Below are 19347 nucleotides of genomic sequence, written 5' to 3'. Positions count from 1 at the left end.
TAGTTTATCTGCATGTGATGGAAGTAGCTCTGAATCAGAAGTGCCTGCAGAATCTACCACTGCTGATATAGATACTTCTAGGGACCTTGATATTTTGCATTCTCAAGACCCTATTAAAACTGTATTAATCAGCGAGCAATGGCAACTAATTTGGCAAGATGAGTTTGATGACGAAAACATTGATTTGGCTAAATGGACGTTTGAGGTGAACTGCTTTGGTGGTGGTAATAATGAGCAACAGTGCTATACCGACCGAACTGAGAATGCCTTTATTGAGCAAGGCATTTTAAAGATAGTTGCTTTGAAGGAGAACTTTACGGGCCCTTCAACGCAAGATGATGATCCAAACTATAATACGAATAATACCCGCACGCTACCTTATACCTCAGCTAGACTGCGCAGCAAAAACAAAGGAGATTGGACCTTTGGTCGATTTGAAATTCGTGCAAAGTTACCGCAAGGACAAGGGACTTGGCCTGCTATTTGGATGTTGCCTACCGAGTGGGCATATGGTGGTTGGGCAGGCTCCGGTGAAATCGATATTATGGAAGCGGTCAACTTAAAAGCTAAGTCTGATGAAAGTGGCTCAAGCGAAGGGCAAGAAGAATCAAGAATCCATGGTACGTTACATTATGGTCGAGCCTGGCCAGAGAATGTTTACGCAGGAAAAGCGTTTCATTTACCTGCTGGCTTAAATCCAACAGATGACTTTCATGAATATGCGGTTGAGTGGCAAGAAGGAGAAATTCGTTGGTATGTTGATGATATCCATTTTGCTACACAACGTGATACAGGTTGGTATTCACAATATATGAATAGTGAGGGGGCTTTAATTAACGGCGAAAATAGTGCGCCATTTGACCAAGATTTTCATTTGCTGTTAAATTTTGCTGTGGGTGGTGCTTGGGCCGCTAATGTGAATGAAAAGGGCATTGATGAAAGCATATTTCCTCAATCCTTAGCTATTGATTATGTCAGAGTGTATGAATGTTCTGTGTCCCCTGAAACAGGTGAAGGTTGTGAGGCTATTGGTGAAGATGCAGTGTTAATCAAAGGTCCCAAAGCCCCAAGCCTTTAATTTTTTTATATTATCAAGTTAAAGGTTATTGTGAATAATTACTGGGGATCTTCTAATGATAAAATGATCTTTCTTTCTATATCCATTAACAAATCAAGAATGTCGGCGACACCAATAAAGCGACCAAAGCAAGATTGACCAAATAGAGGGTTGTTTTCACCTTTTTGTCTATTATCAATAACAGCACCTCTCCACTTAGCTGGGTGTGCGGGCTCTTTATGATTAAATTGGAACCTATTTAGGTGTGAAGATGCATTTCGAATATGCCTAAAAAACTCAAATATTTCAGAGCCATCATTGAAGTTTTTCACTGACTCATAAGCGGTATTGGCTAACATCATACAGCAGGAGGCAATATGTCTACTTTTGTTTAAATCTCCTTTACTTGCCTGTTGCCTTAACCTAAAGGGCACCATATGCTTACTCTCTGCGAAAGCTCCAGGAAAGCTTAATACTTGATTAGCTGAGTGATAAATATTCAAGTCTTCCTCAAATATAACTGGGCAGCCACAAAGTGAAATGGAGAAGCTTGTAACAAGATCGTAGAAAAAAAGCTCTTTGTTAAACTCGTAGGTTTCTATCTCTACTTTCACTGCTTACGTCCTTAATGAATAGTGACAATATCTGCCTAAAAGGCAGTATCAATTATTTTGAGTGATATGCAAGCTAATATTCCTAAAAGTATCAACCCAGTAAATTGCTTTATTTTTTGCTAGGTAGTCTAAAAGTTGTTGGTGAGCATCAATTGAAATTGCGAGATGATCTGCGCCAATTCCATGAAAAGTGAAGCTTACAATACTATTGTTTTTAGCGGCTTGTTTTACTTGCGCTATCAACGCTTGACCAGTTACGTTTGAAGGTGCAATGACGGGCGCATTCATTGGATTAAAAAATACCATCGAGGCGGGGATAACACCTTCATGACTTTTAATGCCGACAAAGTAAGGGGCTATTTCAGGAAGTAAGTCTCTGCCTTCAACAATGTTGTCGCCACAGGGAAGAGTGAATGTTCTGATTTTTTGACCGTCAATCGCATTTAATAACTCATTGGCCTTGATAATTTCTTTTGTCATCTGCGCCATTGTTTTGTTATCAAGGTTATTATTGTTTTCTACCCATTGTCGATTGGGTAAAGACGCACGACAGGCGTGGTTAATTGTATGGTTACCTAATTCATGACCTTGTTTGGCAATTGCACGCCAGTCTTCGAGTCTTTCGTTGACTGACTTTGCGCTCAGGGTCAGATAAAAAGAACCCTTGAATCCATAGTGATTAAGAGCAGGGACAGCATGGTCTAATTGACTTGCTAGCGCGTCATCATAGGATAAGTTAACAGCTGCTTTAGCGCCATTAGGCCAGCTAAATTTGTTATCAGAATTGTCAGTACGCTCAGTATTAGTCAGGGCATGAGAAGCGTTAATTAAAGTAACAATGATGCAAATAACTAAGGATAAATTAACAGTTACCAACATATTTATTGCTTTAAGCACACTTCAAATTCCTCTATGGCTAGCTTTAATAAAACTTAGGCATGACAAAATTGTTCAATGAAAGTGGCATGATTAGGTAACTGATTAACGGTGCCATCGACATTGGCTTTGATATGCTCAAGAAAGCGTTTTAGCTCATCATCAGACATATTATCAACAATGGGATGGTAGTTTCGAGGTAGTAAACCTTGACCAATCATCACCTGCATCCATGAATCATCAAACAATTCGTTGTTTTCTCTAAAAAATCGACCTGTTTCTTTAAATAACTTAATTTTGTTAGCTAGGGTTTCGGGTATTGGCATATTACGGCAATGTCGCCAAAAGTTACTATTTTGTCTATTGGTGACACTGTAGTGCAAAATGATAAAGTCCCTAATGCTGGCGGTATCAAATTTAGTCTGCTTATTAAATTCATCGATATCACTTTGCTGGATCCCCGTGTGAGGGAACATTCTCATTAAGCGCACTATTGCTTGTTGTATTAGATGGATACTGGTTGATTCTAATGGTTCTAAAAAGCCACTTGATAAGCCAACTGCGACACAGTTTTTGTTCCAGTGCTGGCGACGAGTGCCGGTTCTAAACTTTATCACCCGTGGCTCTGTGATTGCTTCACCAACTAGATTATTCATCAAGGTACTTTTCGCTTCATCATCAGTGACAAACTTGCTACTAAAAACGATACCATTACCAACACGATGTTGTAGAGGGATCTTCCATTGCCAGCCAAAATCATGAGCAATAGAGCGAGTATAAGGGATAGGGTTATCAACAGATTTTGTTTGTACTGCTATGGCTGAATCACAAGGTAACCAATGCGACCAATCCTCAAAGCCGGTATGCAGAGCTTGTTCAATCAATAATGCACGTTGCCCAGTACAATCAAGAAATAAATCTCCGTCAATGACTTTACCTGAGGCTAAAGTAAGTGAGTCGATATAGCCTGACTCTGGGTGTAGATTAACTTTATCTATTTTTCCTTCAATACGTTTAGTGCCATGTTGCTCACTCATTTTTCGTAGAAACTGACCATATAATGTTGCATCAATATGATAGGCATAATTAAGACCGTTATTAGGGAGTTGGGCAAATTTTTCAGCACTTGCGGCGGCTTTTTCAAGGCAATAGTCACCATATTCGCCGGCAATGCCTTTTTGTTGACCTTTAAGCCAAAAGTGCTGAAAACCTGCCGCCCAGCAATCTTTTCCTGTGGTGCCAAAAGCATGAATGTAATCTTCATTTTTATCGCGCCAGTTTTCAAAACTAATGCCGAGTTTAAAGGTGCCGTGAGTGGCTTTGAGGAAGTCAGCTTCTTTGATGTTAAGTAGCTGATGAAAGTATTGTAAGGTTGGGATGGTTGCCTCACCAACGCCTACAGTGGCTATTTCATCAGATTCGACCAAGGTAATCTCTAAATTTTTTCCTAGCAATTTTGAAATTGCGGCCGCAGCCATCCAGCCTGCAGTTCCACCACCAGCAATTACCACTTTTTTTATTTTATCTGTATTCATAGCGTATGACCTTTTCAATAAAATGCTTCTCTAAAAGATTGAGTTAAAACTAAGTCTATTTATTAAGCTTGTTTAGCAACATTGATCTAATTTGCCTGGATGACTTATCATCCATAGGATTCAATACACCAAGCTGTTCTTTAGGGATATGCGACAATGCAGCAGAGTCATTGTTAAATACGTAAAATTTAAACATTTCAAACCATGCCTCTTTTTGCTCAATGGGTAGGTTTTTTATATTTAACAGCGCGTGCATCATTGCATCTATTGGTGCTCCCATATGAGAGCTTGTTGTTTGCCACCAGTAATTAACTAAAATATTATACGGACTCAGGCTTTCTACATGGTGCCACCACATACTGGGTAAGAATAAGGCGTCACCGGTTTCAAGTTCTGCGATCTGGGCATGTTGTAAAGCCGTTTTAAACCGTGGGTATATAACCCAATCTGGCTGATGAAAATCAACCAAACTGACAGCTTGTCCTGCAGGGGTATTATCCAGTGGACCTATATATAAATTCTCTAGTTGCTCTGGTGGAAATAAAGTAAAGCGCCTTTTACCGGCAATGCAGCAAGCTATGTTATTGGGGACATCATGGTGAGCGGCAATACGGCTTTGATTACTCAGCCAAATACTCATCAGTGGTTTAAATTTACTTAAAGCACTCAGATCATTTTCAACTCGAAAGCCCGGTAGTAGTTGATCAACATTAGCCGACCCAACATAAATTCCTGGTACTTTTTTATCATTAAGTTGTTCAGACAGCTGTGCTAACAGTTCGTCCAGTAGGGTATCCAGTTGATTATATTGTTTACAAAAATTTAATTGTGATAAGCCATGCCGATAAAAATATCTACCATTGATCTCTGGCTCGGCAGTAAAAGCGCCTATGGGCTGTCCATGATAAAATTGTTTTAGATAATCAACACTACTTTTGACTGAGCTTTCAGTTAACTTTACCAAAGGCCAATGACTGACTAACTTTTTAAGTATTAAGGGCTCATGAGAAGATAATATTTCTGGTGGGATATTATCTGGCGTGCAACCATACACCTCTTTGACCTGAGCGCAGTTGCTGATTATTTTTTTAAATATCTTGGTGATAACAAATACCTGCTAAGTTAATAGCTTGGGTTAATAACTAGTTGTCAAAAACCCAAGTTATTTATGATTTACTTATTTGGTTGAGCTTTGATAGCGTTATTGGTCTTTTAACTGAATCATCGCATTGAGATTAGCATGTGAGGCAATAACCATGTAAATCAGCATTAATAATCCTGACTTGTTTAATTGTGTTAAAACGTCACCAGATAACGCTCTAAGCTTATCCTCATTAATGGTATAAAAACCAGATAAGCGATTATTAGAGCCATCTTTTAATTGAATATCTAAATTAAAAGCCTCAAATAGATCATGCTCTTTTAAAGTATCAAAAAATAATTTTGTTGATATTTTGCTGTCATGAATTGCCTTAAGTATTGAGCTTATTTTACTAATATATTCGCTGTTCCCGCCGTTAGGTAAAAATATGTCAGTACCATGCTCTTTACTGACTCTTGGGCTATCTAAGTCCAGATGAATTACCTGATTATTGACCGTCTCACCTTGTTCTATTTGATTTTGTTGACCAATTAAAAAAGGTTCTCTTTGAATCATAAGTGGAATATAGCTGGCGTGCCACTTTTCATTTTGTAGAAAGAGGTTCTCGTTTTCGTCAAAGCCAAATAATGCTAATGCTGTATAGTTATTAGAGGTATTATCTTTATGGAAAAAAATCGGGTAATCGGCTTGTAGTTCTTTAAACTCGAATGGATAAACCACACTATACATAGTGTTATTACCATATTGGTCTGATTTATCTGTGATGATTTTTAAATCGTGATGATCAATATTATTTAATAAAACGTGATTAGCCATGTGGACTCCAGTTTGTTAGATGCTGTGGATATTCTTGTTTTTGCCACGAGCAAGTATATGGTTGATTAGTTGACGATTTTTGGGTAGGCCAGCTAAGTATTTATCGCAAAGTTGCCTATTTTCAAAGGCATATTTTTCTGCAAGTGCCGTATTATCATAAAGGTTGCTGGTCGTTCTCTTCTCAGTAATAAAACCCATGCCATACAAAATATATTGATAACTAGCTGCCGGAAAGATTTCTTCTATTTCGCTAAAGTCATTATAAGAGGGCGCTTGAAAGCGCCATAATTTGATAAGTTCTTGTAAACGTTGTGGCACAGATGTAGCTGATTGATTATCTAGCCAATACGGGCTATCCGTTCTTTTACTTAATAAATAATGCAACTTTAAAAATTCGATAATACGCTGCCAACGATAATGAAAACGTTGGTTAAAGCGCTTTGCCGTGATCTCAATTATGCTCATATTAGCGGGTAATTCTTTAGCGATCATGTTGGCTGATAGCTCAACTAGTGCCAAAGCAGATGCTTCTAAAGGCTCTAAAAAACCTGCCGCCATGCCAACAGCAACACAGTTTTTATGCCAAAAATTTTCTCTGTGTCCAGGCGTAAAGGAGATTTTTCTAATGACAGCCTCTTTAACGGCTTCTGCGGGCAAGTCTTGCTTCAAGTAATCCCGTAACGTTGTTTCTGCTTCACTGTCAGTTAGGTAATCGCTTGCGTAGACATAACCAACACCTCTTCTGGTAGGTAAGCCAATATCCCATATCCAACCTGCTTTTTGTGCAGTTGAAATAGTATGTGAGGCAATTGGGGCATCAGGTTTACTATAAGGTACCTGCACAGCTAATGCCGTATCATTGAATAAAATATCTTTTTTATTGATAAAGGGAACCTGATAATGCTGCCCCAATAATAAAGCGTTACTGCCTGAACAGTCGATAAATAAGTGTGCTGAAATATCGCCATTATTTTTGGTGGTAACTGAGGTTATATTTTCTTTTACTTCGCCGTTAACTTTAATGACATTGTCACTAATGTGTTTAATGCCGAGTTTCGCGATGCAGTGTTGCTGTAATAATGCAGCGAACTTCCCTGCATTTAAATGATAACCATAATTAGCGACACCAGCATATTCAGGTGTTTGCGGTTGTTTTGGTGCACAACCGTGATCACACAAGTAGGGTTGAAAGCTAATCGCATGAGCGAAGGGTATATGGCTATTAAATTGTTGCCAATTTGCCGAAATATTCGTTTGACCAAAGCCATGAGGAGCGATAAATGGATGATAATAGCTATCGTTTACTTGCCCATTATTCCAGCCAATAAATTGTGAGCCTTGTTTAAAAGATGCATCTGTACAGCGGAAAAAATCATCTTCAGAGATACCTATCTTTTCCAAGGAATTTCTCATTGTTGGCCAAGTTCCTTCGCCAACACCAATAGGTTTTATATCGGGTGATTCAATTAAGGTTATGTTTACACCGTCTGGGTGATGACTATTGTGCTGTGCTGCGATAATAGCAGCAGTTAACCAACCAGCTGTACCACCGCCAACGATAACTATATTTTTTAAGGCTTTATTCATAACAAAAATCACAGTAATGGTTAATGGTTAGTATTGTACGGCTTTTCTACTATTGGCTAAGATCCTTTTCAGGTCAACAACTTCTGGGTTAACCAACCAACCACTACTAAGAGCGACTGGTTGGTTAAGTTTAGTGTTATGTTCATTAGCAGATATTGCTTAGAACTTATAACGCATCCCTATATTATAACGAGGACCGGTTTGTTGAATATTTAAAGTCATCAATTCATGACGACCAAACATTCTCGTTGTCTCATCAGTTATGTTGATGCCTTCAGCAAATACCGTAAGGTTTTCGTTAAACTCATAACTTAAATTAACATCCCATTGGCCATATGCTTCGGTATATACCGGGTTAGGGCCGACAGCATCAGATGTCGCGTTTAAGAAGGTATCACGCCAGTTATAAGCCACTCGAAATTGAATGCCATCTTTATCATAGAAACCAACAAAGTTAGCCGAGTCACTTAAGCCGAGTAATGGTGATTGGCCTTCTCCGCTAATATCCCCGTTGTCATATTCAAGATCACTATCAACATAAGTGTAGTTAACTATGGTCCCAAAACCAGATTCACCGAATAAATGCTGAATGGCAAATTCAAAGCCTGTTACTTCGTTTTCATCTTGGTTAATTGGTTGTGAGAACCTTACGTCAACAATATCATTCTCAGTCGGGTGACCCCATATTTTCGCACCTTCACCCGTTTCTGCGTTTGGTGGTGTGATGTAATCATCATTGGGATTTTGATTTTGGATTTCACCACGAATAGCAGCACTGTTATTCGCATCGGCTGCTGGTAGAGCGGCAACGGCCTCATCAAAACGTTGACCTTGTACTGGACTTGTCACATTAAAAGGTGATGAGTTAGTGAAGGTTGACGCAATAAAGTTGTCGACATCTTTTCTGAAGTAGCCAATGGAAGCGTAACTCGCATCGCCATAATAATATTCAAAGGAAATATCATAGTTAGTCGATTCAATTGGTAGTAATCCAGGGTTACCTTGACTACCTGTCGCTTCTTCAATGTTTACGCCATCTAATCGACCACCTGCGGTTAAGTTGCCATATCCCGGACGGGTTAAAGTTTGGCTGAATGAGGCACGAACAATTAAATCTTCAACAATCTCATAATCGACGTCTATACTTGGCAAAAAGTAATCGTAATCCCCTGTTCCCTCATAGAAAATTGCATCATACTTGGCAAAAAGTAATCGTAATCCCCTGTTCCCTCATAGAAAATTGCATCACCACGTTGAATATCAAACTCATTATCAGAAATCCAACCAATAGCTTCAATATCAGGCAGCAATGTGGTGGCTGTTACATCCGTTTTTTCATAACGCACGCCAACCGTTACATTTAATGGCATTTCTGCAACTTCAAAGGTTAAATTCGCTTGCACGAAAGCACTGGTGGTTTCTTCTACGGTGCGTCTATCGGTTGCATAAGTACTCGGAGCACAAACTGTTGTACCACAAGGCCAAGCTGGATCAGCTGGAGAACCATCTGCATTTAGTGGCACGCCGTAATTACTACCAACAATATCGGCCATTGTTTGGAAGTCTACGTCCCAAAAAGCATTAATCATATTGCTTTTATCACCAGGCAGGTTATCAAAGCGGTCAACCATAGTACTTTGACTTGCTAATAACATATCATTAGGAACATCGTCATAATCACCAACGCCACCCCAAGTAGCACGTTCAGCTATAGCAAAAGCGTTACGGTTTTCAACTTTATTATGGCCAATACCAAAATCTATACTCTCAACAACGCCAGCATCGAAGGTATAACTACCATCAAACTGTACTTGTTCAATCTCAGACTTCATATAGCTATTTCTGAAACTAGTACCGGTAGTTCTTACTCCATCAGGTGTTAAGCCACTGGTACCTGATAATGAGTTGTTTGGGTTTGGATAGTCTGCATTCGCGTAATCAGCAGCGTTAAGTTCGCTAGGAAATTTAACGGAAACAACAGGGAATTTTGACGAAAAATCTATAGCAGTTTCGCCACGAATGTTAGTCGCCATTTGAATGGTATTACTGTTACCATAAATACTGTCTGGTTTAGATTCCGCACTTGAATTGTGGTAATCAAAGCTAAATGACAAATTATCATTAACTAAGTACTCTAAATTTAAGCCAACAGATTGATTTTCACTTACTGACGCACTTTGCTCTACCTGACTAACTAAGTCGGCATGGTTTAAATCATTTTCGTTAAGTCCAAAAGGAGGGGAGTCATTTGAAACACCGGTATTATTTTCCGATATAAATATTGGTGCAGCAACATTAGAACTATTAGGGTCGGTCCATTCACTCGCATTATGGCCAAAGTTCATCCATACCGAGTGGATATTTTGATTTACTTCAACTTCATTTTTAGAGTAAGTATAATCAAAAGTTGCGGTTAGGTTATCAACAGGTCGATACTGTAGGGTTAATTGGCCATTGGTACGTGTGCGTTCTGTTTCACTAAAACCATAAAGCGCATTTTGAGGTACAGCATAAATAACACCATCAGCTGGCGCATTGATATGTTCAGGGCCGTCACCTACAGCACCCCAACCACCGACCCCACCTGTTTGTGGACGCCAGCCATTATCGACACCAGCACGTGCTAAACCACTTTGGCGGTTTTGATAACTACCTGTAAGAGCAACACCAAACTTACCATCAGCATAGGTATTACTGTATAGGCCTGAAAGCTCTGGTGTTAAGCTGTCACCATCTTGGCTGGAAGTATCATGAACGCCTTTAACACCAATTGATGCCTGTTGACCACCAAGATTTAACGGTTTGAGGGTAACTAAATTAATAGTAGAACCGATACCCCCTGTTGCTATTGCTGCTCTGCCTGTTTTATAAACCTCAACCGAGCTGATACCTTCCGAGGCAATGTTACCAAAATCAAATGACCGTGAATCAGAAGCTTTCGTTGAGTCGATTGATGAAGATGGCATTTGGCGACCATTTAGGGTAACTAAGTTATAGTCAGGACCAAAACCACGTACTGTGACTTTAGAGCCTTCACCATTTTCTCTATCAATAGAAACACCAGAGATACGCTGTAATGACTCAGCTAAGTTAGTATCAGGAAATTTCCCCATATCTTCTGCTGATATCGCATCTACAACACCTTTTGAGGTCCGTTTAATATCCATTGATTTAGTTAAACTACCGCGAATACCTGTTACTGCAATAACTTCAATGTCGTCATTATCTTTTAAGCTAGCTTCTTCTGCTGATAATACAGGTAATGCAGTTGCGCCTAATATCAATGATAGGCTAGTTGCAATTCTTGTTTTAGTAAATATTTTCTGACTCATGTTACATCCCCAGTGTAGTGGACCACTTTATAGTTATATGTATTGGTTAAGCGCTTACATGGCAACATAGAAAAATATAACAAATCACTAAAATATGACAAGTTGTAATTCATTATTTTATGTAAGCGCTTACATAAAAGTAAGTTAATAATAAATGTAGGTCAATAATTATTTTAAATTAAATTAAAGTTTATACACTAAAAGTACAATTATCACCCAAGATGGTATTTAATCTTATCTAATTAACTAACTGATATTTATGTGGTTATGTTGATTTATATAATTGTGGTAATAACTTCTTGTTGATAAAAGCTGAAATGCTTGTATATTTGTAAGCGCTTACATTTTATCTTGTTTGATATGATGAAATGTAATTATGGTGATCGAGAACTAGATGTGAATATGTAACTTTTCGTGATTATTAAGAGTTAAAAAATGATAAAAAAAATAGCAAAACATCAGCTGACATTAGGTGAAAAAGTGGGGTATGCCTGTGGTGATGTAGCCTCAAATTTTTATTGGCGGGTTTTTGATGTATTTCTTTTCATCTTCTATACCGATATTTTTGGCCTACCTGCCGCTGCGGTAGGTACTATGATGTTAGTAACTAGGCTTATTGATGCTGTTTCTGATCCATTGATGGGGGCATTAGCCGATCGTACCAAAACACAATTTGGTAAGTTTAGGCCCTATTTACTCTGGGGAATAATCCCTATGGTGGCTGCAGGTGTTCTAACCTTCACAGTTCCTGATGTGAGTGATAGTAATAAGCTTATTTGGGCTTACGTCACCTACATTTTCATGATGTTAGCTTATACCTTTATTAATGTGCCCTATGGCGCCTTACTCGGTGTCATCACCCCTGATAGCCAGCAAAGAACTATACTTACTAGCTTCCGTTTTATTGGCGCATTTTCTGGAGGTAGCCTAGTTGCTTATATGACACCTGAACTGGTCAACTATTTAGGGCAGGGCAATGAGGCTTTAGGTTGGCAGTATACTATGTTGCTCTATGGTTTAGTGGCCGCACTTCTTTTTGTTATCACCTTTTTATCTACTAGCGAGCGCGTTTTTCCCCCGCTAGAGCAAAAGACACCGCTACTGCAGGATTTAAAAGACCTAACACAGAATAAACCTTGGAAAGTTTTGTTTGTGCTCGCGCTTATTATCATGATGACCATTTCTTTAAGAGGTAGCAGTGGTACTTTTTATTTTAAATATTATGTTGAACGCCCTGACTTAATTGGCCGTTTTGCTATGGCTTACATGATTGCGTTGGCTGTTGGTGCAGCCTCTACGCCACTACTTACCAAGTTTATTGATAAACGACGTTTACTGATGCTGTTGATGGCTTGTGTGGCAGGACTTTCACTTATTCTTTACTTTGTGCCAAATGACAATGTTGTTTTAATGTTCATTTTGCAAATTATGATTGGCTTAGCATTAGGGCCTAAATCTCCACTGGTTTTTTCTATGTACGCTGATACGGCAGATTTTTCTCAATGGCGAACAGGAAGACGAGCAACGGCTATGATTTTTTCAGCTGCGGCATTTGCTCAAAAACTTGGTGGAGCTTTTGCAGGCGCTATGATTGGTTGGTTACTTGCTTCACTTGGTTATGTCGCAAATCAAGTGCAATCAGGTGCATCCCAAGAAGGCATTGTATTGTTGATGACGTTAATTCCTGCTGTTTTTGCTGCAATTTCAGTACCTATAATTTATTTTTATCCGTTAGATAATAAACAGTTACAGAACATTCAAGAGGAATTACTTCTACAGGAAAAAGGTACAACAGGAGTTACTAATGTCTGAGTTACCTTTGTTCACTATTGATACTGAGCTTGATGGATTGAGTAGAATAAAACTATCTAGTCCTATTAAACTGCCTAATGCAACGGGGTATTTATGGAATCGGGCTATGGTGATGCAAGTAAATTGCCGAGGGTATGTTAACTCACAGTTTATGCAGCCTGAGCCAGCTAAGTATTCCTATGCGCCAAACATGGAAGCTAAAAGTTTTATTCAACCAGAGCATAGCTATTTCAGTCATCATCCTGGTCGTTTCTTTTACTTAAAAGATGAAGATAGTGGTGAAATCATTTCACTACCTTATGAGCCTAAGCGTGTTCAACTCGATAAATTTTCCTTTGAGCTAGGTAACAGCGATATTACCTGGTTAATTGAACATTTTGGCTTGCAGATAACAATAAAAGTTAATTTAACTAAAGAAGACTTGATTGAATGTTGGCTTTTTTCGGTAAAAAACTTAACAGAAACTAAGAAAAATATAAGTGTTTACCCTTATTTTTCTATTGGTTATATGTCGTGGATGAACCAGTCGGCAACGTTTGATAAATCACTTAATGCTATTGTCGCTCATTCTGTGACGCCTTATCAAAAAGTGGCTGATTATTTTGCTAATAAGCAGTTAAAAGACACAACTTTTTTTTTAAGTGATACCCCTCCTACGGCTTGGCATGCCAACCAAAAAGACTTTGAAGGTGAGGGGGGTCTACATCAGCCCAGTGCATTAGTAGCAGAGAATTTGGGAAATGTTGAAGCGCGCTATGAAACACCTGTTGCGGTAATGCAATTTCAGCAACCGTTGTTACCTAATGAACATAAAACGTATCAGTTTTTGTTTGGCCCAGTAAAGGACACTAGTGAAATCGATGAACTAAGAGAAAAGTATCTCGGCCATTCACAAAGACAAAAAGCAATTAAAACTTACCATGAATATATTTCGCAGAGCGAAGCCTGCTTGACCATAAATAGCAATAATGACAGTTTTGACGACTTTGTTAACCATTGGCTACCACGACAAATGTATTATCATGGAGATGTTAATCGTCTAAGTACCGACCCACAAACTCGTAATTATATTCAAGATAATATGGGCATGGCATTTATTAATTCAAAGCAGACCCGTGAAGCTTATATCTTAGCGGTATCTCAGCAAGCAATAAATGGTGCTATGCCAGAAGGTGTACTGTTACATAGTGATGCAAAGCTAAAATATATCAATCAAGTACCCCATGCCGATCATGGTGTTTGGCTGCCTATTTGTTTGTCTGTCTATTTAAATGAAACGGCTGATGTCAGTTTATTAAGTGAAATGATCACTTTTGCTGACTCAAGCCAAGAACAGTCTTTTATCTGCCATATAGAATTAGCATTGGATTACCTCCTTAATGCCACCGATCGTCGAGGTTTGAGTTTTATTGAGCAAGGAGATTGGTGTGACCCAATGAATATGGTTGGTTATAAAGGCCAGGGCGTTTCTACTTGGTTATCTTTAGCAACAGCCTATGCGCTAAATACTTGGTGCGATCTTTGTAATGAATACAATATTGACATTAATCAACAAAAGTATAATGAATATCGTTTTGCTGCGAAGGCCATTAATGCTGCAGTAAATAAATATTTATGGCACGGGCAGTGGTTTGCTCGGGGTATTACCGATGATGGCCGAGTGTTTGGTACCGATAAAGACTTAGAAGGAAAAATATTTCTTAATCCGCAAAGTTGGTCCATGCTCAGTGGTGCAGCAAATGAACATCAGCAGCTTGATATGATTGAGGCAATCTCTGAGCAATTAATTACTCCACAAGGTGTCATGATGTTGGCACCGAGTTATACCCGCATGGTGGAAGACATTGGTAGGATCACGCAAAAACACCCTGGGGTATCTGAAAATGGCTCGGTTTATAATCACGCGGCAATATTTTATATCTATGCACTTTACCAAGTTGGACAAAATAATTTAGCGTTCGAGTTACTTTGTAAAATGTTACCGTCGCTTGATAATGCTGAAATTACAGGACAGTTACCTGTCTATATTCCCAATTATTATCGCGGGGCTTTTTACCAATTTCCTGAACAAGCTGGCCGTTCGAGTCATTTATTTAATACCGGTACTACTTCTTGGTTATATCGTTGCTTGGTTGAAGAGTTATGCGGGTTAAAAGGTTGCGCTAGTGGTTTACGTGTAGCACCTAAAATACCCGCAAGTTTGCAAAAGTTATCTGGTCAACGAATTTTTAGAGAAGCAATAGTTAATTTTGACATTGAGCAAACGAAGGAAGTTTTAAATATGGAACTCTTACTCGATAAACATATTATTACAGGCAATGTCTTAACTTGCCTACAGGCAGGTCAACACTACCAACTGCAAGTGAGGCTGCCAAAGGTCAGTGAGGATAACGTTCAATGACACAATTATCAAAGACAAGACCGTATTTGTTTATTGTTATGGGGGTGAGTGGCACGGGAAAATCAAGTGTTGCAAAACACATATCTGATGAGTTTTCATGGTGTTATGTCGATGCAGATGACTTTCATAGCCCACAAGCTAAAAAGCATATGGCAGAAAATAAACCGCTAACAGATGAAATGAGAACTCCTTGGTTATTAAGTATTACCGAACACTTAGTATTGCTTTCATTACAAGGTCATTCAGTTGCACTTGCTTATTCTGGGCTAAAATCCACCCAGCGAAATTTATTTAGAGAACTGCCATTTTATTGCCATTTCTTCTCTTTGGTTGCGAGTAAGGATGTTATAGCTAAGCGAATTTCTCAGCGAAAAAATCACTTCTTTCCATTGGCTCTTCTTGATAGCCAATTCGCAGCGATGGAACCTCCCTTGCCTAGTGAACAAGATGTTAGCGTTATCGATATAGAACGACCTTTGGAGCTAGTGGCTAATGAATTAACTAAGCTCGCTAAACAAATTATTAGGAAAAAGAATAATGAACAAATATTTTAGTGTTTTTACACCTTTGCAGATTGTCAGCACATTCTTAGCAGTGATAACACTTGAAGTTTCTGCCCTTGAAGCTCTTAGAACATCTGAAAAAATGCTTGTTGATGGGGTAGCAAAAGAAGTTAGTTGGCAGCAAGCCAAATGGCAGCCACTCGATAGCTTAATTTTAGGTGAACAACCAAGTGCGGATGATTTTTCTGGACAATTTAAAGTCATGTGGGATGAACAGCAGCTCTATCTATTGGTAGAAATAACCGATGATGTTTTATTCGATCAACACGCAGACCCACGGCATTTATATTGGGACGATGATTGCTTAGAAATATTTCTAGATGAAGATGCCTCTGGCGGTAATCATCAATTTAACTTTAATGCTTTTGCCTATCACATCGCGCTTGATAATCAGGCTGTGGATATTGGTGAGAAGAATATCGATGGCTCAGATAACTTTGTTCTATTAAATGATCATATTACGAGTGTATGGCGGCGCAGTGAAATCTCACCCAATAAAGTGATTTGGGAAGTATCTGTTCGGGTGTATGACGATAATTTCGCTTTGCCTGTGAAAAAGGGAACGCCAAGCCAATATAAAGAATCACAACCCGTTAATTTATTTGTTGGGAAAAAGCTCGGCTTTATGTTGGCTTATTGTGATAACGATGGCAGTAAAGAGCGTGAACATTTTATCGGTTCGATAGATATCAAAGCAGTGAATGGCAATAAAAATTTAGGTTATATCACTGCTGATGTTTTTAGCCAGTTAACTTTGATTGATAATCACTGATAAATCAGCGTCGATTAAGAAGCGATAGTCTAGAGCTGTTTACTAATAAGTTAGCTCAATAATGCTAGAGAAGTGAACATCTCCCATTATAACGAAGAATAGTTTAAGGAGCACAGATGACATCGACACTTATCTACTCCTTTACCTCCCTTAGTGTTTCTTGAAGGGGAGAATTTTATTTAACCAGCTCAACGATTTGCAATATTATCAAATATAAGGTTTAGCCATGAAGAAAGCAGTAAAATACTTTAGCGTACCAATTGTGGTATTTAGTCTATGCGCTTGTGAAGTGAGTACTAATAAAGAGCAAACAGATGATTCAATGAAATCTGGGACAAGAGCGCAAAATCAGTTTACAAATAAACAGCAAAGGCTGGCGCAAGTTGAAGAGAATGTCGAGTCACTATTGAGTCAAATGACGTTAGAGGAGAAAATATCAAGAGTACATGCCAGTGGTAAGTTTCATGTTAGCGCTATAGAACGCTTTGATATACCAGAATTATGGCTCTCTGATGGCCCACACGGTGTAAGGCATCAAATTGAAAAATTCAGCTGGGATTCCGCAGGTTGGACAGATGATGACTCTACCTATTTGCCACATTTAACGTCAGTTGCTGCTAGTTGGGATGTAGAAATGGCGACATTACATGGTAGCGTATTAGGCAGTGAAGCAAGGCATCGTAAAAAAGACATTATTTTAGGCCCTGGAGTGAACCTAGCGCGCTTGCCATTATATGGCCGTAACTTCGAATACATGGGAGAAGATCCATTTTTAGCAGCTAAGTTAGTCGTGCCAGAAGTCATCGCAATTCAAAAGAATGATGTCGCGGCCAACGTAAAACATTATGCCTTAAATACCCAAGAGCTAAATCGCATTGGCGTTAATGCTAAACCAGATGAACGCACCTTGAGAGAGGTGTATTTACCGGTGTTTGAAGCAGCGGTTAAAGAAGCAAATGTCTACAGTATTATGGGCGCTTATAATCAATATTACGGCACTAATGTTAATCAAAGTAAACATTTGGTGATGGATATTCTAAAAGGAGAGTGGGGCTTTGATGGCGTTCTACTCACTGACTGGAATGTTGATATCAATACTTATGATGCCGCTATGAATGGTCTGGATTTAGAGATGGGCACTAACGTTGAAAGCTATGATGACTACTTCTTAGCGCAACCGTTACTGAAACAGATACGAACAGGTAAGATACCAGAAGCAGTATTAGACGATAAAGTTAGGCGGGTTTTACGTTTGCAGCACCGAATAGGTATGATGGATGAGAGCCGGTTGCCGGGTGAGCGCAATACTGATGAACATCGCCAGATTGCACGAAAAATTGCGAACCAAGGTGTAGTGTTATTAAAAAATGATAATAATATTTTACCCCTTGTTAAGCCCTTAATTAAAAATATCTTAGTTATTGGCCCGAATGCAGATAAAAAACACGGACAAGGTGGCGGCTCTTCAGAGGTTAAATCAGCTTATGAAATTACCCCCTTACAAGGATTGAAAAATGCGTTAGGCGATGATGTTAGGATTACTGTTATGCGGGCTCGCTCAAGTGTGTTAGCGCCTATAGCTAGTGATTATGTTAATTCGCGCCATTGGACAGGAACTCCTGCATGGAATATATCAACATTTTCTGACCAAGCGAGAACACAGCTTATAAGTGAGTCTTGGATAGTCGATGCCAAGTATATTTCTCCTAACAAGATGTCAGAACTGACATCAATAGATGATTCAGCAGAAAAGTCATCACCCTCGAAAGCGACTGACTTCATTACCATGAAGGCTGATATTAAACCGTTGCAAACGGGCACTCATCAGCTAAAAGTTAAAGCCCTTGGGAAGTTTACACTCAGTGTTAATGGCCAAAAAATATTAACACACGAAGGCATGAATAATGTTGTGCGTAGTCATGACATTGAGCTGGTTGCTGGTGAAGTTTATCAATTTGTTATTGATTACGATGGCAATGATAATTTTGTCTTGGGTTGGGATGCACCGGGGAATTTATTTAGCGATGAAGCGAGTTATTTAGCGGCAGCGAAGAGTGCTGATGCCGTGGTATATTTCGGCGGATTAAGCCATGGCGATGATAGAGAAGCGATTGATCGTCATGATATGAAGTTGCCAAATGCTCAAGATGAAATTATTACTAATTTATTGTCAGCGAACCCAAATACCATTGTTTTCATGGTTGCAGGCTCTGCCGTTGAAATGCCATGGGCTGAAAAAGCTAAGGCTATTGTTTGGGGCTGGTATGGCGGCATGGAGGCAGGTAATGCCTTTGCTGATATTTTGTTTGGCGATATAAACCCAAGCGGAAAAATGCCGATAACATTACCAGCTCGGCTCGAAGATACAGCGCCTATTACGTTGAATGATTACAACGCCACAGAGAGTTTATACAGTGAAGGTGTATTTATTGGTTATCGCTGGTTCGAACAACAAAATATAAAGCCCACCTTTAGTTTTGGTCATGGTCTTTCATATACCCAGTTTTCTTTAACTGATATCAACTTATCAGCAAAAGAAATCAGTGGTGAGCAAGAAATTACCGTGACGGCAATGATAAAAAATACTGGTAAATTAGCTGGCGCTGAAGTTCTACAATTATACCTCCATGATGTTGAATCAAGTGTTGATAGGCCGGTAAAAGAGCTTAAAGGTTTTGCCAAAGTTTATTTAGTGCCAGGAGAAAGTAAACAAGTTAGTATTTCCTTAAATAAACGTGATTTATCTTTTTGGGATATTGACACTAATGATTGGTTAGCGGAAACAGGTGAGTTTGAAGTACTACTAGGAACCGCCTTAACCGATATAAAACTCAAGGCGACATTTAAATATCTACAGTAATTAGCATTAGCAAATAGGTT

The 19347-nt window shown here is 39.0% G+C and carries 13 protein-coding genes and 1 pseudogene; 6 read left to right on the top strand and 8 right to left on the bottom strand.

Annotated elements, in window-relative coordinates:
* Positions 1–94 precede the first annotated feature (94 nt).
* Positions 95–1030 (top strand): annotated as a pseudogene (locus tag ND2E_RS0121405) (glycoside hydrolase family 16 protein); the annotation flags it as partial.
* A gap of 86 nt (positions 1031–1116) precedes the next feature.
* On the opposite strand, the gene ND2E_RS13425 reads toward ND2E_RS0121405, so the two are convergent.
* From ND2E_RS13425 to ND2E_RS22160, 8 genes are all read right to left on the bottom strand, one after another.
* Complete coding sequence (locus ND2E_RS13425; RefSeq protein ID WP_033093336.1) at positions 1117–1671, bottom strand: hypothetical protein; 555 nt, start codon at positions 1669–1671, stop codon at positions 1117–1119.
* A gap of 48 nt (positions 1672–1719) precedes the next feature.
* Entirely contained in the window at positions 1720–2568 is an 849-nt protein-coding gene (locus ND2E_RS13430) for a polysaccharide deacetylase family protein (protein WP_223303576.1), read from the bottom strand.
* 35 nt (positions 2569–2603) lie between these two features.
* On the bottom strand, positions 2604–4082 hold the full coding sequence (locus ND2E_RS13435; protein WP_033093335.1) for a tryptophan halogenase family protein: 1479 nt from the start codon (positions 4080–4082) through the stop codon (positions 2604–2606).
* Between the two features lie 55 nt (positions 4083–4137).
* Positions 4138–5136 (bottom strand): cupin-like domain-containing protein, encoded by a 999-nt coding sequence (locus tag ND2E_RS13440; RefSeq protein ID WP_052056409.1) that lies wholly within the window; start codon positions 5134–5136, stop codon positions 4138–4140.
* 147 nt (positions 5137–5283) lie between these two features.
* On the bottom strand, positions 5284–6000 hold the full coding sequence (locus ND2E_RS13445) for a SapC family protein (RefSeq protein ID WP_033093333.1): 717 nt from the start codon (positions 5998–6000) through the stop codon (positions 5284–5286).
* Positions 6001–6015: 15 nt separating this feature from the next.
* Positions 6016–7587: a tryptophan halogenase family protein gene (locus ND2E_RS13450; protein WP_033093518.1), complete on the bottom strand. Its 1572-nt coding sequence runs from the start codon at positions 7585–7587 to the stop codon at positions 6016–6018.
* Positions 7588–7746: 159 nt separating this feature from the next.
* Positions 7747–8739, bottom strand: coding sequence for a TonB-dependent receptor domain-containing protein (locus ND2E_RS23295; RefSeq protein WP_263281877.1), 993 nt, complete (start codon positions 8737–8739; stop codon positions 7747–7749).
* Positions 8727–10919 (bottom strand): TonB-dependent receptor, encoded by a 2193-nt coding sequence (locus ND2E_RS22160; RefSeq protein WP_223303575.1) that lies wholly within the window; start codon positions 10917–10919, stop codon positions 8727–8729. The genes ND2E_RS23295 and ND2E_RS22160 overlap by 13 nt, the downstream gene beginning before the upstream one ends.
* 435 nt (positions 10920–11354) lie before the next feature.
* On the opposite strand from ND2E_RS22160, the gene ND2E_RS13455 reads away from it, so the two are divergent.
* The 5 genes from ND2E_RS13455 to ND2E_RS13475 all read left to right on the top strand — a co-directional run bounded on the left by ND2E_RS13455 (position 11355) and on the right by ND2E_RS13475 (position 19327).
* Complete coding sequence (locus tag ND2E_RS13455; protein ID WP_033093332.1) at positions 11355–12731, top strand: MFS transporter; 1377 nt, start codon at positions 11355–11357, stop codon at positions 12729–12731.
* Positions 12724–15132 (top strand): GH36-type glycosyl hydrolase domain-containing protein, encoded by a 2409-nt coding sequence (locus ND2E_RS13460; protein ID WP_033093331.1) that lies wholly within the window; start codon positions 12724–12726, stop codon positions 15130–15132. The genes ND2E_RS13455 and ND2E_RS13460 overlap by 8 nt, the downstream gene beginning before the upstream one ends.
* The gene (locus tag ND2E_RS13465; protein ID WP_033093330.1) at positions 15129–15686 is read left to right on the top strand and encodes a gluconokinase; all 558 of its coding nucleotides are present in this window, start codon (positions 15129–15131) and stop codon (positions 15684–15686) included. The genes ND2E_RS13460 and ND2E_RS13465 overlap by 4 nt, the downstream gene beginning before the upstream one ends.
* Positions 15670–16467: a sugar-binding protein gene (locus tag ND2E_RS13470; RefSeq protein WP_052056407.1), complete on the top strand. Its 798-nt coding sequence runs from the start codon at positions 15670–15672 to the stop codon at positions 16465–16467. The genes ND2E_RS13465 and ND2E_RS13470 overlap by 17 nt, the downstream gene beginning before the upstream one ends.
* 226 nt (positions 16468–16693) lie before the next feature.
* Positions 16694–19327 (top strand): glycoside hydrolase family 3 C-terminal domain-containing protein, encoded by a 2634-nt coding sequence (locus ND2E_RS13475; RefSeq protein WP_033093329.1) that lies wholly within the window; start codon positions 16694–16696, stop codon positions 19325–19327.
* The last annotated feature ends 20 nt before the right edge of the window (positions 19328–19347 follow it).

The sequence above is a fragment of the Colwellia psychrerythraea genome (assembly GCF_000764225.1).
Taxonomy (GTDB): domain Bacteria; phylum Pseudomonadota; class Gammaproteobacteria; order Enterobacterales; family Alteromonadaceae; genus Colwellia; species Colwellia psychrerythraea_D.
Note: the sequence above shows the minus strand (reverse complement) of the source record. Positions and strands in the feature narration are given on the sequence as shown.

Coding starts and splice junctions, on each gene's coding strand:
- ND2E_RS13460 (WP_033093331.1), top strand. CDS start 12,724: ATGTCTGAGTTACCTTTGTTCACTATTGATACTGAGCTTGATGGATTG.
- ND2E_RS13450 (WP_033093518.1), bottom strand. CDS start 7,587: ATGAATAAAGCCTTAAAAAATATAGTTATCGTTGGCGGTGGTACAGCT.
- ND2E_RS13445 (WP_033093333.1), bottom strand. CDS start 6,000: ATGGCTAATCACGTTTTATTAAATAATATTGATCATCACGATTTAAAA.
- ND2E_RS13470 (WP_052056407.1), top strand. CDS start 15,670: ATGAACAAATATTTTAGTGTTTTTACACCTTTGCAGATTGTCAGCACA.
- ND2E_RS13465 (WP_033093330.1), top strand. CDS start 15,129: ATGACACAATTATCAAAGACAAGACCGTATTTGTTTATTGTTATGGGG.
- ND2E_RS13435 (WP_033093335.1), bottom strand. CDS start 4,082: ATGAATACAGATAAAATAAAAAAAGTGGTAATTGCTGGTGGTGGAACT.
- ND2E_RS13475 (WP_033093329.1), top strand. CDS start 16,694: ATGAAGAAAGCAGTAAAATACTTTAGCGTACCAATTGTGGTATTTAGT.
- ND2E_RS13455 (WP_033093332.1), top strand. CDS start 11,355: ATGATAAAAAAAATAGCAAAACATCAGCTGACATTAGGTGAAAAAGTG.
- ND2E_RS22160 (WP_223303575.1), bottom strand. CDS start 10,919: ATGAGTCAGAAAATATTTACTAAAACAAGAATTGCAACTAGCCTATCA.